At 69.5% G+C, this 16,468-nt stretch carries 15 protein-coding genes and 1 tRNA gene; 12 read left to right on the top strand and 4 right to left on the bottom strand.

Going from position 1 to position 16,468, the window contains the following annotated elements; all coding sequences use genetic code 11:
- Window positions 1–148: 148 nt before the first annotated feature.
- The 12 genes from Bsp3421_RS29460 to Bsp3421_RS29405 all read left to right on the top strand — a co-directional run bounded on the left by Bsp3421_RS29460 (window position 149) and on the right by Bsp3421_RS29405 (window position 11,089).
- A complete protein-coding gene (locus Bsp3421_RS29460) occupies window positions 149–790 on the top strand; it encodes a LysE family translocator (protein ID WP_273999647.1) in 642 nt (213 codons plus the stop codon).
- A gap of 115 nt (window positions 791–905) precedes the next feature.
- Window positions 906–1,763: a zinc metalloprotease HtpX gene (gene htpX / locus Bsp3421_RS29455; RefSeq protein WP_273999645.1), complete on the top strand. Its 858-nt coding sequence runs from the start codon at window positions 906–908 to the stop codon at window positions 1,761–1,763.
- Between the two features lie 149 nt (window positions 1,764–1,912).
- Window positions 1,913–3,325 (top strand): 16S rRNA (cytosine(967)-C(5))-methyltransferase RsmB, encoded by a 1,413-nt coding sequence (gene rsmB / locus Bsp3421_RS29450; protein WP_273999644.1) that lies wholly within the window; start codon window positions 1,913–1,915, stop codon window positions 3,323–3,325.
- Complete coding sequence (locus Bsp3421_RS29445) at window positions 3,322–3,906, top strand: DUF4390 domain-containing protein (protein WP_273999642.1); 585 nt, start codon at window positions 3,322–3,324, stop codon at window positions 3,904–3,906. The genes rsmB and Bsp3421_RS29445 overlap by 4 nt, the downstream gene beginning before the upstream one ends.
- Complete coding sequence (gene esaS, locus Bsp3421_RS29440; protein WP_273999641.1) at window positions 3,896–6,307, top strand: sensor histidine kinase EsaS; 2,412 nt, start codon at window positions 3,896–3,898, stop codon at window positions 6,305–6,307. The genes Bsp3421_RS29445 and esaS overlap by 11 nt, the downstream gene beginning before the upstream one ends.
- Window positions 6,308–6,991, top strand: coding sequence for a response regulator transcription factor EsaR (esaR, locus tag Bsp3421_RS29435; RefSeq protein ID WP_273999640.1), 684 nt, complete (start codon window positions 6,308–6,310; stop codon window positions 6,989–6,991).
- A 59-nt stretch (window positions 6,992–7,050) separates the two neighbouring features.
- A tRNA-Phe gene (locus Bsp3421_RS29430) sits at window positions 7,051–7,126 on the top strand.
- A gap of 341 nt (window positions 7,127–7,467) precedes the next feature.
- On the top strand, window positions 7,468–8,202 hold the full coding sequence (gene queC, locus Bsp3421_RS29425; protein ID WP_273999639.1) for a 7-cyano-7-deazaguanine synthase QueC: 735 nt from the start codon (window positions 7,468–7,470) through the stop codon (window positions 8,200–8,202).
- Between the two features lie 76 nt (window positions 8,203–8,278).
- On the top strand, window positions 8,279–8,911 hold the full coding sequence (gene queE / locus Bsp3421_RS29420) for a 7-carboxy-7-deazaguanine synthase (protein WP_273999637.1): 633 nt from the start codon (window positions 8,279–8,281) through the stop codon (window positions 8,909–8,911).
- A gap of 19 nt (window positions 8,912–8,930) precedes the next feature.
- Window positions 8,931–9,383: a 6-carboxytetrahydropterin synthase QueD gene (gene queD / locus Bsp3421_RS29415; RefSeq protein ID WP_252983596.1), complete on the top strand. Its 453-nt coding sequence runs from the start codon at window positions 8,931–8,933 to the stop codon at window positions 9,381–9,383.
- Window positions 9,384–9,584: 201 nt separating this feature from the next.
- Window positions 9,585–10,370, top strand: coding sequence for an HpcH/HpaI aldolase family protein (locus tag Bsp3421_RS29410; RefSeq protein WP_273999636.1), 786 nt, complete (start codon window positions 9,585–9,587; stop codon window positions 10,368–10,370).
- Window positions 10,367–11,089 carry a tetratricopeptide repeat protein gene (locus tag Bsp3421_RS29405; protein WP_273999634.1) on the top strand — a complete coding sequence of 241 codons (723 nt, stop codon included), beginning with the start codon at window positions 10,367–10,369 and terminating at the stop codon, window positions 11,087–11,089. The genes Bsp3421_RS29410 and Bsp3421_RS29405 overlap by 4 nt, the downstream gene beginning before the upstream one ends.
- A 36-nt stretch (window positions 11,090–11,125) precedes the next feature.
- Here Bsp3421_RS29405 and rodA read toward each other — a convergent pair whose 3' ends face one another.
- The 4 genes from rodA to mreC all read right to left on the bottom strand — a co-directional run bounded on the left by rodA (window position 11,126) and on the right by mreC (window position 16,396).
- Window positions 11,126–12,274 carry a rod shape-determining protein RodA gene (rodA, locus tag Bsp3421_RS29400; protein ID WP_273999632.1) on the bottom strand — a complete coding sequence of 383 codons (1,149 nt, stop codon included), beginning with the start codon at window positions 12,272–12,274 and terminating at the stop codon, window positions 11,126–11,128.
- Between the two features lie 11 nt (window positions 12,275–12,285).
- A complete protein-coding gene (gene mrdA, locus Bsp3421_RS29395) occupies window positions 12,286–14,721 on the bottom strand; it encodes a penicillin-binding protein 2 (RefSeq protein WP_273999630.1) in 2,436 nt (811 codons plus the stop codon).
- Between the two features lie 110 nt (window positions 14,722–14,831).
- Window positions 14,832–15,344 carry a rod shape-determining protein MreD gene (mreD, locus tag Bsp3421_RS29390; RefSeq protein ID WP_273999628.1) on the bottom strand — a complete coding sequence of 171 codons (513 nt, stop codon included), beginning with the start codon at window positions 15,342–15,344 and terminating at the stop codon, window positions 14,832–14,834.
- Complete coding sequence (gene mreC / locus Bsp3421_RS29385) at window positions 15,341–16,396, bottom strand: rod shape-determining protein MreC (protein WP_273999626.1); 1,056 nt, start codon at window positions 16,394–16,396, stop codon at window positions 15,341–15,343. The genes mreD and mreC overlap by 4 nt, the downstream gene beginning before the upstream one ends.
- Window positions 16,397–16,468: the final 72 nt, after the last annotated feature.

Here is a 16,468-nt window from a genome sequence, read left to right as displayed (position 1 = left end):
AGGGCCGCCCGACGGATCGCCGCCCGACGGATCGCCGCCCGACGGATCGCCGTCCGGCAACTCACCCCCATCGATCCCGGATGCGCTGCGCCGTCACGGCGCGCGTAAAATTCGCCTATTCCGATATCGCGTTTCCCTGAGGCTTCCCATGTTCGGCATCACCCATCTCGAGTTCTTCGTCGCGGCCGTGTTCCTGCTGAACATCACGCCCGGGCCGGACACGGCCTACATCGTCGGGCGCAGCGTGGCCCAGGGGCGGCGCGCGGGGCTCATGTCCGGGCTGGGGATCTCGGCCGGGTGCTGCGTGCATGTGATCGCGAGCGCATTCGGGCTGACCGCGCTGCTCGCCGCGTCGGCCACGGCGTTCACGGTGATCAAGATCGTCGGCGCGCTCTACCTGATCTACCTCGGCGTGCGGCTCATCTTGACGAAACCGGACCCGGCGGCCGCACCGGCCGACGCGACGGCGCGCGGCGCCGACAAATCCCTGCGGCAGTTGTTCGTGCAGGGTTTTCTCACCAACGTGCTGAATCCGAAGGTCGTGCTGTTCTTCGTGTCGTTCTTCCCCCAATTCGTGGCGGCCGACAGCCCCAGCAAGACGCTCGCGTTCCTCACGCTCGGCGCGGTGTTCGCGACGATGAGCACGATCTGGTGCTGCATCGTCGCGTGGGTCGCGGGGACGGTCACGGCGCGTTTCTCCGGCCAGCCGGGCGTGAAGAAATGGCTGGACCGTGGCGTCGGCGGCGCCTTCGTCGGACTCGGGCTCAAGCTCGCGGCCATGCAGCGGTGATACGGTGAGATTGAATTTTCTCGACGCGCCCCTATCTAACAAATCGCTTACAATCAAAGGTCGCCGCCGATAGTGCGCGCGGTCCCGTTCCCGCAATCCGGGCAAGGAGTGGATTATGTTCAATTGGGTCAAAACGGCGATGCTGATGGCCGCGATCACGGCCCTGTTCATCGCGATCGGCGGCATGATCGGCGGTTCGCGTGGCATGACGATCGCGTTGCTGATCGCGCTCGGCATGAATTTCTTCTCGTACTGGTTCTCCGACAAGATGGTGCTGCGCATGTACAACGCGCAGGAAGTCGACGAGGCCGCCGCGCCGCAGTTCTACCGGATGGTGCGCGAGCTCGCGACCCGCGCGAACCTGCCGATGCCGCGCGTGTACCTGATCAACGAAGACGCGCCGAACGCGTTCGCGACCGGCCGCAATCCGGAGCACGCGGCCGTGGCGGCCACGACGGGCATCCTGCGCGTGCTGTCGGAGCGCGAGATGCGCGGCGTGATGGCGCACGAGCTGGCGCACGTGAAGCACCGCGACATCCTGATCTCGACGATCTCCGCGACGATGGCGGGCGCGATCTCGGCGCTCGCGAATTTCGCGATGTTCTTTGGCGGGCGCGACGAGAACGGCCGTCCGACCAACCCGATCGCGGGCATCGCGGTCGCGCTGCTCGCGCCGATCGCGGGCGCGCTGATCCAGATGGCGATCTCGCGCGCGCGCGAGTTCGAGGCGGACCGCGGCGGCGCGCAGATCTCGGGTGATCCGCAGGCGCTTGCGTCGGCGCTCGACAAGATCCATCGCTACGCGGCAGGGATCCCGTTCCCGGCTGCCGAGGCGCATCCGGCCACCGCGCAGATGATGATCATGAACCCGCTGTCGGGCGGGGGGCTGCAGAACCTGTTCTCGACCCACCCCGCGACCGAGGAGCGCATCGCGCGCCTGATGGAGATGGCGCGCACGGGCCGCTTCGACTGATCCGCCGCGCCCGCCGCATTCCCACGCGCCCCGCCGGCCTCGCGCCCGCGGGGCGCATTGCATTCGGTCTCCCGAAGGATCGCGCGCGCGGCGCGCTAGAATGTCGAGTTTCAGGCTGCGCGGGTCCGCCCGCCGTCGCTACTCGTTCGATGACCCAGACTCGCCGCTCCTCCCATTCCCGTTCGTCGTCCGCGCCGGTCCGCTCGCGCACCGGTTTCCTGCCGCCGCTGCACCTGGCGCCCGATTCGCTCGGCTTCGCGCTCGACGGCGCCGCGCAGGCGGTCGCCGCCGTGCGCCGTGGTTCGGCGCTGCCGGCCGCGCTGTCCGCCGTGCAGGCGACCCTGTCCGCCGAGGCGCAGCCGGTCGCGCGCGGCGCGATCCAGGATCTCGCCTATCGCGCGATGCGCCGCCTCGGCGCGACCGACTGGCTGATCGGCCAGCTGGTCGGCAAGGCGCCGCCGGATCAGGTGCGCGCGCTGCTCGGCTGCGCGCTCGCGCTGCTGCTCGACGACGGTGAGCAGGCAGCCTATTCGTCGTTCACGGTGGTCGACCAGGCCGTGTCCGCGGTGGGCGCGCGTCGTGAATATGCGTTTGCGAAAGGGCTCGTGAACGCGGTGCTGCGCCGTTTCCTGCGCGAGCGCGATGCGTGGCGCGAGGCGCTGGACGGCAATCGCGCCGCGCGCTGGAACTACCCGGCCTGGTGGATCGACGCGGTCGAGCGCGCGTGGCCCGATGCATGGCGGCAGATCCTCGCCGCGGGCGACGTGCCCGGCCCGCTGACGCTGCGCGTGAACGCGCGGCGCGGCGCGGTCGAGGCGTATCTCGACACCTTGCGCGCGCACGGGATCGAGGCGACGCGGGCGGGGCGGCATGCGGTGCGGCTCGCGGCGCCGTTGCCGGTCGAGCGGATTCCGGGCTTCGCGGCGGGCGAGGTCTCGGTGCAGGACGCCGGCGCGCAGCTCGCGGCGGAATGGCTCGGCGCGCGCGACGGCATGCGCGTGCTCGACGCCTGCGCGGCGCCGGGCGGCAAGACGGGGCATCTCCTCGAACTGGCGGACGTCGAGGTGGTCGCGCTCGAGAGCGACGCGGCGCGCGCGGCGCGCATCGGCGAGAACCTCGCGCGGCTGTCGCTCGCGGCCGAGGTGCGGGTCGGCGACGCCGGCGCTCCGTCTGCGTGGCACGACGGTCGTCCGTTCGACCGGATCCTCGCCGACGTGCCGTGCTCGGCCTCGGGCATCGTGCGCCGCCATCCGGACATCCGCTGGCTGCGTCGGCCGGCCGACCTCGCGGCGCTCGTCGCCGAGCAGCGCCGGATCCTCGCGGCGCTGTGGCCGCTCGTGAAGCCGGGCGGCGAATTGCTCTACGTTACATGCTCGATCTTTCCCGAAGAAGGCGAGATGCAGGCGCGCTGGTTTGAAGAGGCCTATCAAGATGCGGTACGATTGGACGCGCCCGGGCAGCTGTTGCCGCGGGCCGCTCCAGGCGGGTCGCACGCCGCGCACGACACCAGCCAGCACACCGATCACGACGGATTTTTCTACGCGCGTTTCCAGAAACGGTGACGATCAAACATCTTCTTCCATTCCGGCTCGCGGCCGCGCTCGTGATGGCGCTGGCCTTGTGTCTGGCCGTCGTCGCGCGGGCCGAGCCGGTCGCCGTGCAACGCGCCTCGCTGCAGTCGGACGGCAGCGGCTGGAGCCTTGACGCCCGTTTCGACTTCGAGCTGAACGCCAATCTCGAGGATGCGGTCAACAAGGGCATCCCGCTTTATTTCACGACCGACTTCGAGCTCAGCCGCGCGCGCTGGTACTGGTTCGACGAGCAGCCGGTGTCGGTGTCGCAGACGATCCGCCTGTCGTTCCAGCCGCTCACGCGCGAGTACCGGGTGTCGACGGGCGGCCTGCAACTGGGCTTCCCGTCCCTGAAGGAGGCGCTCGCGGTGATCAAGCACGTGACCTCATGGCACGTGATCGACAAGAGCCAGGTGCGCGCCGGCGAAACCTACACGGCATCGGTGCGCATGCAGCTCGATACCGCGCTGATGCCCAAGCCGTTCCAGGTCGACGCGGTGAACAACCGCGACTGGAGCCTCGTTTCCGACTGGAAGCGCTTTACCTTCACGGTGGCCGATCGTGCTAAATAGAGTGCGCCGCGCGACCAGCGGGAAAAGCATCCTGATCCGCGTGATCGTGTCGACGGTCGCCGTCACCGCGCTGCTGCTGCTCGTGCTGCTCGCGGCCGCGAGCGCGAACACCGAATTCTTCGACCGCTACTACTCGTGGCTGTACGCGGCCAACATCATCGTCGCGATGGTGTTCCTGCTGGTCGTGCTCGGGCTCGTCGGGATGATCCTGCTGCGGCTGCGCAAGGGCAAGTTCGGCACCCGGCTGCTCGCGAAGCTCGCGATCTTCTTCACGCTCGTCGGCGTGGTGCCGGGCGGCATCATCTACATCGTGTCGTACCAGTTCGTGTCGCGCAGCATCGAATCGTGGTTCGACGTGAACGTCGAGACCGCGCTGACGGCGGGCCTCAACCTCGGCCGCGGGATGCTCGACACCTCGCTGTCCGACCTGCAGACCAAGGCGCGCCTGATGGCCGACCAGCTCGCGAGCGCCGACACCCACACCAACGGCACCACGCTCACGCTGCTGCGCCTGCGCGACCAGTTCAGCGTGCAGGACGCGACCATCGTCGAGCCCGGCCGCAACGGCCCGGGCGCCGCGCCGGACCTGCACATCGTCGCGCAGGCGTCGGGCAACTTCACCGCGCTGATCCCGGACGACATGCCGACGCCGATGATGCTGGGCCAGGCGCGCGAGCACGGCGGCTACGCGGCGATCGAGGGCGAGGTGGACGGCGATCCGCGCGCCCAGGGGTCGAAGGGCGCGCTGCGGCTGCGCGTGGTGCAGCGGATCCCCGATGCGAGCACCGCGCTGCTGCAGCCCGTCGAGCGCTTCCTGCAGCTGACCCAGCCGGTGTCGCCCACGCTCGCGCGCAACGCCGACGCGGTGCAGCGCGCGTACCGCGAATACCAGGAGAAGTCGCTCGGCCGCAGCGGCCTGCGCAAGATGTACATCGGCACGCTGACGCTCGCCCTGTTCCTCGCCACCTTCATCGCGATGATGATCGCGCTCGCGCTCGGCAACCAGCTCGCGCGGCCGCTGTTCCTGCTCGCGCAGGGCACGAAGGAAGTGGCGGAGGGTGATTACACGCCGAAGCGCGAGATCAAGACGCGCGACGAGCTGGGCTTCCTGACCCAGTCGTTCAACGCGATGACGCGGCAGCTGTCCGAGGCGCGGCTCGCGGTCGAGAAGAACCGGGTCGCGCTCGAGCATTCGAAGACCTACCTCGAAAGCATTCTCGCGAACCTGACGGCGGGCGTGTTCGTGCTCGACCGGCAGTTCCGCCTGACCACCGCGAACCGCGGCGCGGAGCGGATCTTCCGGCAGCCGTTCAATTCGCTGATCGGCACGACGCTCGACCAGATCGGCGTGGTCGCGGGGTTCGGCTCGATGGTGCGCAAGGCGTTCGCGGATCGCGAGGCGGCGGGGCAGGCGGGCGCAGAGGATCGCGGCCACTGGCAGCAGCAGTTCGCGGTGGAGGTGCCGGGCGAGAGCGATCCGCTGACGCTGCTGGTGCGGGGCACGCGCCTCGTGTCGACGCTCGCCGGGCAGGTCGAGGATCCGCAGACGGCCGGCTACGTGGTCGTGTTCGACGACATCTCCGACGTGATCTCCGCGCAGCGCTCGGTCGCGTGGGGCGAGGTCGCGCGGCGTCTCGCGCACGAGATCAAGAATCCGCTCACGCCGATCCAGCTGTCGGCGGAGCGCCTGCAGATGAAGCTCGCGGACAAGCTCGCGGCGCCCGACGCCGAGGTGCTCAAGCGCGGCGCGACGACGATCGTCAACCAGGTGGCCGCGATGAAGCGCATGGTCGACGATTTCCGCGAATACGCGCGCACGCCGCCCGTGGTGCTCGCGAACCTGCAGCTCAACGATCTGGTCAGCGAAGTATTGACGCTGTATGGCGTCGGCGAGGGCAAGAGCACAATCGTGGTCGAGCAGGGACCGTTGCCGGTGATTCGCGGCGACGCGACCCAATTGCGGCAGGTGATTCACAACCTGCTGCAAAACGCGCAGGACGCGGTGGCGGATCTCGAGCCGCCTCGTGTGTGGCTCGAAACCAAGACAGTAGAATATGGCGATCCCGACGCCGACGGAAAGACGCGCATCGCGGTGCGTCTGACCGTCTCCGACAACGGCCCGGGTTTTCCCGCGCGCATCCTGACCCGGGCGTTCGAGCCCTACGTGACGACGAAGGCGAAGGGCACGGGGCTCGGTCTCGCGACGGTGAAGAAGATCGTCGACGAACACGGGGCGCGGATCGATCTGCGCAACCGGATGCAGGGCGAGGTCGTGGAAGGCGCGCAGGTCTCGATCCTGTTCCTGCAGATGGCGGACGACGCAACGGGCGCCGAGGGCGGAGCGCGCGGTGCGGCGGCACCCGCAAAGACAAAAGCAACTGTGCAGACAAAGGCAGCGTAAATGGCAACCATCCTGGTGGTAGATGATGAAATGGGCATCCGGGAATTGCTCTCGGAGATCCTCAGCGACGAAGGACATGTCGTGGAAGTGGCGGAGAACGCGCAGGCTGCGCGTGACTACCGGCTGCGTCAGGCGCCCGATCTCGTGCTGCTCGATATCTGGATGCCGGACACCGACGGCGTCACGCTGCTCAAGGAGTGGGCGAGCCAGGGGCAGCTCACGATGCCGGTCATCATGATGTCCGGCCACGCGACGATCGATACCGCGGTCGAGGCGACCAAGATCGGCGCGCTCGATTTCCTCGAGAAGCCGATCGCGTTGCAGAAGCTCCTGAAGTCGGTCGAGCACGGCCTCGCGCGCGGCGCGGCGCCGCTGTCGCTCAACCCGGCCGCGAAGGTGGCGACGGGGCCGGCCGCGGTGGCCTCGGCCGCCGCGCTGCCGGGTTTCGGCGACGAGAGCGGCGCGGGGGGCGCGGGCCAGACCGCGGCGATCCCGTTCGACATCCCGCTGCGCGAGGCGCGCGATGCATTCGAGCGCGCTTACTTCGAGTATCACCTCGCGCGCGAGAACGGCAGCATGACGCGGGTCGCGGAAAAGACCGGCCTGGAGCGCACGCACCTGTATCGCAAGCTCAAGCAGCTGGGCGTCGAGTTGGGCAAGAAGCCGGCCGAGGGCGCGGTTTAAAAAGTGAAGAAAAGGGCTTGAGCAGGCTGTCGTCCTTTGCTATACTCTTTTTTCTTCGTGGCCCGGTAGCTCAGTTGGTAGAGCAGCGGATTGAAAATCCGCGTGTCGTTGGTTCGATTCCGACCCAGGCCACCAGCAGTATTCAACCCCAAGAATCCGCCGATTCTTGGGGTTTTTCGTTTGTGGGACCAGGTTGCCGGCGCGCGGCCCGGACGGGGCCGGCGTGATAAAATCCTCGTCGGCTCAAAGACTTAAAGGACTTGAGGGCGCGCCACGGGCGCCGCAAGTCCTTTTTCGTTTCGGCGCGCGATGCGCGGCGCCCGACGGATCAGCGGTATAAGCGCCGGGCCGTATCCGGCCGGGGTGCGCTGCCTATACTGCAGGAGCCGGCCAGGCCGGTGCGTGCCGGCCGTCCGGCGGCAAGAGGCCGCCGCGGGCGCAGCGCGGCGCGCGCTCATCATTCACGGAGTATCACGGTGATTCGGACAGACGCTAAAGACGGCGCGCTCGTGTTGTTTTCCGGCGGTCAGGACTCGGCCACGTGCCTCGCCTGGGCGCTCGAGCGCTATCAGACCGTCGAGACGCTGGGCTTCGACTACGGACAGCGGCATCGCGTCGAGCTGGAATGCCGCGACGGCGTGCGCGACGCGCTCAAGCACCGCTTCCCGCAGTGGGCGGGCCGGCTCGGCGACGATCACATGATCGACCTGTCGGTGCTCGGCGCGATCAGCGACACGGCGATGACGCGCTCGATCGAGATCGAGACCGCCGCGAACGGGCTGCCGAACACCTTCGTGCCGGGCCGCAACCTGATGTTCATGACGATCGCGGCCGCGGTCGCCTATCGGCGCGGGCTGCGCGTGCTGGTCGGCGGGATGTGCGAGACGGATTTCTCGGGCTATCCCGACTGCCGCGACGATACGATGAAGGCGCTGCAGGTCGCGCTGAACCTCGGCATGGACACGCGCATCGTGCTGGAAACGCCGCTGATGTGGCTCGACAAGGCCGACACCTGGCGGCTCGCGGAGCAGCTGGGCGGCACGCCGCTCGTCGAGCTGATCCGGGTCGACACCCACACCTGTTATGTCGGCGAGCGCGCCGAACTGCACGACTGGGGTTTCGGCTGCGGCGAATGTCCGGCCTGCAAGCTGCGCAAGCGCGGCCACGAGGCCTATCTGATGGGCGAACAGGTGACGGAAGCGCCGCACTGAGGCGCACGCACGAACATACGGCCGCTCGGCGGCCATCAGACGAAAGGATGCCGCGGCGTGGCCGCGGCGACGCAACATGACGTACGCGGTCAAGGAAATCTTCTACACATTGCAGGGCGAGGGCGCGAATGCCGGGCGTCCGGCCGTGTTCTGCCGGTTCGCCGGCTGCAATCTGTGGTCGGGCCGCGAGGAGGATCGCGCGGCTGCCGTCTGCCGTTTCTGCGACACCGACTTCGTCGGCACCGACGGCGAGAACGGCGGCAAGTTCAAGGACGCGGCCGAGCTGGTCGCGCGGATCGCGTCGCTGTGGCCCGTCGGCGAGGCGCACCGCTTCGTCGTCTGCACGGGCGGTGAACCGATGCTGCAGATCGACGCGCCGCTCGTCGACGCCTTGCATGCGGCGGGCTTCGAGATCGCGATCGAGACCAACGGCTCGCTGCCGGTGCTCGAATCGATCGACTGGATCTGCGTGAGCCCGAAGGCCGACGCGCCGCTCGTCGTCACCCGGGGCGACGAGCTGAAGGTGGTGGTGCCGCAGGACAACCAGCGCCTCGCCGAGTACGCGAAGCTCGATTTCTCGCACTTCCTCGTGCAGCCGATGGACGGCCCCGCGCGCGACTTCAACACGAAGCTCGCGATCGATTGGTGCAAGCGTCATCCGCAATGGCGGCTGTCGATGCAGACCCACAAGTACCTGAACATTCCCTGAGCCGCGAGCGTCATTCACCGTGCTGATTACCCGAAAACTCGAATTCGACGCGGGCCACCGCATCCCGGACCACCGCAGCCAGTGCCGCAACCTGCATGGCCATCGCTACGTGCTCGAAATCACGCTGCGCGGCGACCTGGTCGACACCGAAGGCGCGCCGGACCGCGGCATGGTCATGGATTTCGCGGACGTGAAGGCGCTCGCGATGGAGCACCTCGTCAGCAAGTGGGACCACGCGTTCCTCGTGTACGCGCGCGACGAGGTCGTGCGCTCGTTCCTCGAGCAGATGGCCGACCACAAGACGATCGTGCTTGACCGGATCCCGACCGTGGAAAACCTCGCGGCCGTCGCGTTCGACATCCTCGCGAACGTCTACGACGCGCACTACGGCGTGAACCTGCGGCTCGAACGCGTGCGGCTGTACGAAACGCCGAACTGCTGGGCCGACGTCGAGCGCGAGCCCGGCCGCTGAGCCCGCGCGGACGCCGCCGTCCGCCATTTCCCCTCCTGTTCCGGCGCGGCTGCCGCCGGATTCCCGCTCTCCCGCCGCCGTCGCGAGTATGATCAGCACGATCCGTCGCGCGGCGATGCGCCCGCGCGGCGGAGCCGCGTCGCCGGCCGTCGGCGGGCGACGCTACCGTGTCTGGGTTCGCCATGCCCCGGGAGACCGTCGATGAGCACCCTCACCAACGCGCTGAAGGCGCGCCTCGCCGAAGGCGACGAGCCCTTGTTCGGCCTGTGGCTGTCGCTCGGGAGCGAGGCCGCGACCGAAGCGCTCGCCCATGCCGGCTTCGACTGGCTGTGCATCGACATGGAGCACGCGCCGAACGACGCGCGCGACGTCGCCGCGCAACTGCGCGCGCTGGCCGCCGCGCATCTGCCGAGCGAGCCCGTCGTGCGGGTGCCGGCGCGCGAGCCGTGGCTCGTCAAGCAGGCGCTCGACGCGGGCGCCCGCACGCTGATGTTCCCCAACATCGAGACGCAGGACGAGGCGCGCCACGCGGTGCGGCTGACCCGCTATCCGTCGCCCGAGGCGCCCGACGGCCTGCGCGGCGTGGCCGGCATCGTGCGGGCGGCCGCCTACGGGATGCGGCGCGACTACCTGCAAGGCGCGAACGCGCAGATCGCCACGATCGTGCAGATCGAATCGGCGCGTGCGCTCGACGAGGTCGAGCGGATCGCCGCGACGCCGGGCGTCGACTGCCTGTTCATCGGCCCGGCGGACCTCGCGGCGAGCCTCGGGCACCTGGGCGACGGCAGGCATCCGAGCGTCGAGGCCGCGCTCGCGCGGGTGCTCGCGGCGGGGCGCCAGGCGGGCGTGCCGGTCGGGATCTTCGCGGCCGACAGCGCGCAGGCGCGCCAGTATCGCGACGCGGGGTTCCGGGTGATCGCGCTGTCGGCCGACGTGGCGTGGCTGCTGCGCGCGACGCGGCAGGCCCTGCAGGAGGCGCGCTCATGAAGCCCGCGGACCGCCGGGCGGCATGGTGCGGCGCGGCCGTGCTCGCCATCGCGAGCGCGGGGGCGGCCGCGCAGGCCTCGCATCCGCATGGGCAGCCCGATCCCGGGCGCGAGACGGCGTCGGCGATCGCCGACTACAACGCCGGCGACTATCGCGCCGCGCTGGTGCAGTTCCGCGACGCGGCCGAGCGCGGCGACCGGCTCGCCGAATTCAACTACGCGATGATGATGATCACGGGCGAGGGGGTGACGGCGAACGTGCCCGAGGGCTTGCGCTGGCTGCGTCAGGCGGCCGATGCGGGCATGTCGCATGCGCAGTACGTGTACGGGACGATGTTCGACGACGGGCAGTTCGTCGCGCGCGACCCGGCGCAGGCGCACCACTGGTTCCTGAAGGCCGCGCAGCAGGGCCACGTGCAGGCGGAACTCGCGCTCGCGAACCAGTTCCTCGACGGGCGCGGCACACCGCGCGACAACCGGCAGGCGTTCGTCTGGTACAAGCAGGCGGCGGACGCGGGCGACCCGACCGCGCAATACGTGACCGCATCGTTCTACGAGCGCGGCGGCGACGGGGTCACGCCGAACCTGAACATCGCACGCGCCTACTATGCGGCGGCCGCGGCACAGGGCGACGAGGCCGCCGGGCTCAAGTTCAAGGAGCTGAGCGCGGCGCTGCGCGCGCCGCCGGCCGCGGGCGGGTCGGCCGCGCGGCCGCAGTGAGCGGGGGCCGGCGCGGGACGCCGGCCGTGAGGCCGCTCAGCTTTTCATCAGGCGCTTTTGCCGGCCGACGCTCATGATGAGGCCGACCGCGATGCCGAGCGTGGTGAGCGCGGTGCCGCCGTAGCTCATGAACGGCAGCGGCACGCCGACCACCGGCAGCACGCCGCTGACCATCCCGATGTTGACGAACGCATAGACGAAGAACGCGAGGGTGAGCGAGCCCGCGAGCAGGCGCCCGAACAGCGTCGCGCCCTGCGCGGCGATGAACAGCCCGCGCGCGATCAGCGCCATGTACAGCACGAGCAGCGTGAGCCCGCCCGCCAGGCCGAACTCCTCGGAGAACACCGCGAAGATGAAATCGGTGTGCTTTTCCGGAATGAACTCGAGGTGCGCCTGCGTGCCCTTCAGGTAACCCTTGCCGAGCGCGCCGCCCGAGCCGATCGCGATCACCGCCTGGATCGTGTGGAAGCCCTTGCCGAGCGGATCGGAGGTCGGGTCGAGCAGGGTGCAGACACGGTGCTTCTGGTAATCGTGCATGAGCGGCCAGACCACCTCCGGCTGGCAGATCCGCTCCTCGAACACGGCGATCGAGCCCACCGCGATCACGCCGGCGACGAGCACCGGCACGATCAGCTTGAACGACAGGCCCGCGAGATAGATCACGAACAGGCCGGCCGCGAACACCAGGAGGCCGGTGCCGAGGTCGGGCTGCTTCGCGATCAGGCCGACCGGCACGAGCAGGATCCCGAACGCGACCACGAAGTCGTACCAGCGCAGGCTGCCCTCGCGGCGCTGGTAGTACCAGGCGAGCATCAGCGGGGTGGCGATCTTGAGGATCTCGGACGGCTGGATCACGACGCCGACGTTCAGCCAGCGCTTCGCGCCCTTCTTGGTCATCCCGAACAGCGCCACCGCGACCAGCAGCGCGACGCCGAAGGTATAGAGCGGCACCGCGAAGCGCATCAGCGTCGACGGCGGGATATTGGCGATCACCCACATCAGCACGAACGTCAGCAGGATGTTGCGCAGCTGATCCTCCACGCGGCCGGGCATGTCGATGCTCGCGCTGTAGAGCGTCACGATACCGACGCACAGCAGCAGGAACACGATCAGGGCGAGCGGGCGGTCGAAGCCCGCGAACATCTGCTTGACCTTGTCGAGCCAGGCGCGCTTGTCGAATTGCATGCCTTTCTCCGTTAATCGTCGGCGCCGGCGCGGGCCGGCTGGTCGGGGGCGCTGCGCGGGTCGTCGCGCGGCGCGACCGCGACGGGCGCGGCCTCGCTGGCGGGCGCGCGGCGCGGCTTGCGCGGCGGCGGGCGAACGGGCGGCGAACCGGCCGCGGCGGTGCTGCCGGCGGCGGCCGGCGCGGCCACGGCGGTCGACGCGCCGGCCGGCGCTGACGCCGACGCGCCCGATGCAGCCGACGCAGCCGACGCAGCCGACGCAGCCGACGCAGCCGATGCAGCCGATGCGCCCGATGCGCCCGATGCGCCCGATGCGCCCGATGTGCCCGATGTGCCCGATGTGCCCGACGCGCCCGACGCGCCCGATGCACCCGCGCCCGCGCCCGCGCCCGCGCCCGCCGCGCCGACGGCGCTCGCGGCCGTCGCCGGCTGCGGCAGCGCCTTGAAGCCGGCCGCGACGGTCACGGCCTTCGACGCATCGCCGATCACGGGCGCATTGATGGGTTCGGTCGCCGACGCGGCGGCGGCCACGGCGGCCGCTTCGGTCGCCGGGTTCTTGCGGTCGACGAGATAGAAATCGAGCACGCGGCGCGCGATCGGCCCGGCCGCCTGCGCGCCCCAGCCGCCGTTCTCGACGATCAGCGCGATCGCGATCTGCGGATGGTCGGCGGGCGCGTAGGCGATGAACAGCGCATGGTCGCGCAGGTGCTCGGCGAGCAGGTGGCCGTGGTAGTTGCCGCCTTGCAGCGAGAACACCTGCGCCGTCCCGGTCTTGCCCGCCGCGAGGTATTGCGCGCCGCGGAAGATCTTGTAGCCGGTGCCGGACGGGTTCTCGACCACGTTCTCCATGCCGCGCTTCACGACGTCGATGTCCGACTGCTTGAGCGGGATCATCTCGCTTTCCTTCGGCACGGTCAGGTGCCGGTCGCGCGAGATCGGGTTCTCGATCTCCTTCACGAGGTGGGGCTTCATGACGATGCCGTTGTTCGCGAGCGTCGCCGTCGCGTGCGCGAGCTGCAGGATCGTGAACGAGTTGTAGCCCTGGCCGATGCCGAGGCTGATCGTCTCGCCGTCGAACCACTTCTGCTGGGCGGCCTTCTTGAACGCCTTCTTCTTCCAGTCGGTCGAGGGCAGGATGCCGCGCGCCTCGCCCTGCACGTCGATGCCCGTGATCTGGCCGAAGCCGAACGGCTTCATGAAGTTCGCGATCGAATTGACGCCGAGGTCGCGCGCGAGCATGTAGAAGTAGGTGTCGTTCGACACCATGATCGCGCGGTTCATGTCGACCCAGCCCTGGCCGGAGCGCACGTCGTTGCGGAACGTGTGGCCGCCGAAGGTGAAGTAGCCGGGATCCTGGAAACCCCAGCCGGGCGTGCGCTTGCCGAGCGTGAGGCCCGCCAGCGCCATGAACGGCTTATAGGTCGAGCCGGGCGGGTAGGTGCCGTGCAGCGGGCGGTTCAGGAGCGGCTTGTCGGGCGAGTTGTTGAGCTCGTCCCAGGTCTGCTGGTCGATCCCGTCGACGAAGGAATTCGGGTCGAAGCTCGGCGACGACACGAACGCGAGCACGTCGCCCGTCTTGGGCTCGATCGCGACGAGCGCGCCGCGCTTGCCCGCGAACGCCTGCTCGGCCACCTGCTGCAGGCCGATGTCGAGCGACAGCACCAGGTTGTTGCCGGGCGTCGCCTGGGTGCGCGACAGCGTGCGCACGGGCCGCCCGCCCGCCGTCACCTCGACTTCCTCGAAGCCGGTCAGGCCGTGCAGCTCGGTCTCGTAGCTCTGCTCGACGCCGACCTTGCCGATGTAGTCGGTGCCCTTGTAGTTGTTGCCGTCGCGGCGCGGATCGTAGGTTTCCGGATCGCTGTCGTTCTCGTCGCTCATCGCGTCGATGCGGTCCTGGTCGCGCTTCGAGATCCGCCCGATGTAGCCGATCACGTGCGCGGCGGTCGGCCCGAGCGGGTACTGGCGGAACAGGCGCGCGCGCACGTCGACGCCGGGGAAGCGGAAGCGCTGCGCGGTGAAGCGCGCGACCTCGTCGTCGGTCAGCCGGGTGCGGATCGGCAGGCTCTCGAAGTTCTTCGAGTCCTCCTGCAGCTTCTTGAAGCGGCGGCGGTCGCGCGCGTCGATCGGCACGACCTCGGACAGCGCGTTGATGGTGTTCTCGAGCGTGTCGGTCAGCTTCGACGGCGTGATTTCGAGCGTGTACGCGGAGTAGTTCTTCGCGAGCACCACGCCGTTGCGGTCGGTGATGATGCCGCGGTTCGGCACGATCGGCGCGACCGAGATGCGGTTCTCCTCGGCCTGCAGCGCGTACTTGCCGTGCTGCCAGACCTGCAGGTAGAAGAAGCGCGTCGCGAGCAGGCCGAAGCAGACGAACACGAACACGCCCGCCGCGGCGACGCGCACGCGGAACTTCGAGAGTTGCTGCTGGGTGTCCTTGAATTCGGTCATGCGGGTACGAATGAAGGGAGGGCGGCCGCGCGCCGGCCGTCCCGCCGGACGCTAGCGGGACGCAGTCGGGCGAGCGGGCGGTGGGCGTTCATCCGGATTCCTGGCGCGGCTCAGATCGGCCGCGTGTCGTCCGGATCGACCGGACGGCGCTGCGGCATCAGCAGCAGCAGGCTGGCGAGCGGCCACAGGGCGGCCTCGACGAACCCGTCGACCAGGTAGCCCCAGCCCGGGAACGCGGCGCCCATCAGCAGGCGGATCACGAACGGCACGAGCTGCGCGAGCACGAGGAGCGGCGCGACGTAGAACACCTGCACGCCGAGCGGCAGCCACAGCACGCGGCGGTGGATCGTGATCGCGCCGTACGACAGCAGCGTGTAGGCCAGCGCATGCTCGCCGAGCAGGCCGGCGTCGTGCACGTCCATCAGGATTCCGAGCAGGAACGCGATGCCCATGCCGACCTTGCGCGGCTGGTGGATGTTCCAGAACAGCAGGACGAGCGCGACGAAGTCGGGCACGCCGGGCATCCGGCCCCACGGCATCAGGTTCAGCAGGAACGCGGCGGCCAGGCTGAAGATGATGAAGGACGGGTTGACCGGCTGCAGGATGTATTGGGGGCGGCTCATGGCTTCGCTCCCTGGGCCGGGGCGGCCGGCCGGGTCGGGCCGGCCGGCGCCGCGCCGCCCGCCGGGCGCGACTGCGCGGTGGCGGCCGTCGCCTTGCCGCTCGCGGCGGCGGCGTTGGCGTCGGCGGGCTGGGTGCCCTTTTCGGTGCTCTTCGGGGTTTTCTTCACCTTGGCGTTCTTGTCGCTGGCCGGGTCCGGCTCGGCCGGGCGCGGCGGGATGTCGTTGCGGTAGTGCAGCACCAGCATCTCGCGCGCGCCGCGCACCGCCGCGACCGGCATGCAGACCACGTGCGCGAACGCGGTGTCGGCGAGCTTGTCGACCCGCACCACCTTCGCGACCGGCAGGCCGGGCGGATACACGCCGTCGAGCCCGCTCGTCACCAGTTCGTCGCCGACCAGCAGGTCGGCGCTCGTCGGCACGAAGCGCAGGTCGAGCGAGTCGCCCTTCGGGGTGCCGTAGATCACGCTGCGCAGGCCGGTGCGCAGCACCTGCACGGGAATCGCGAGGTCGCGGTCGGTGATCAGCGTGACCTCCGACTGCAGCGGGAACACCCGCGTGACCTGGCCGATCACGCCGTCCTCGCTGACGACGGGCGAGCCGTCCTGGATGCCCGCCTGCGAGCCGTGGCCGATCACGACCTTCTGCGAGAAGGGATCGCTGGTGTCGTACTGGATCTCGACCGGGGTCGACTGGGTGGAGACGCGCTCGCGCAGCGCGAGCACCGCGCGCAGGTGCGCGTTGTCGGCGCTCAGCTGGCCCGCCTGGTTCGCCTGCAGCGACAGCTTCAGGTTGTGGTCGCGCAGCTGCTGGTTCTCGTGGCGCAGCGACGCGCCGGTGACGGCGAGGTCGGCCGCGCCCATGAACAGGTCGCGCGGCACGAGCGCCGCGCGCTGCAGCGGATAGAGCGCGGTGCCGACCACCCCGCGGACGATTTCGAGCGTGTTGAAGCGCGCATCCGAGATGAGGAGCGCGACGGCCAGTGCGACAAAGAAGAGCAGCCGCGCGAACGCGGACGGACCTTGCTTGAAGAGGGGCGGCGGACTGTATTCCATGGTCGGCGCCGGGCGCGTGATCGGTTAGTTGATGCTAAGACGCGTAAAACGCGCGGCGGTTCGGCCGGGGAC

Origin of the sequence: Burkholderia sp. FERM BP-3421, from assembly GCF_028657905.1 — a bacterium.
Classification (GTDB): domain Bacteria; phylum Pseudomonadota; class Gammaproteobacteria; order Burkholderiales; family Burkholderiaceae; genus Burkholderia.
Note: the sequence above shows the minus strand (reverse complement) of the source record. Positions and strands in the feature narration are given on the sequence as shown.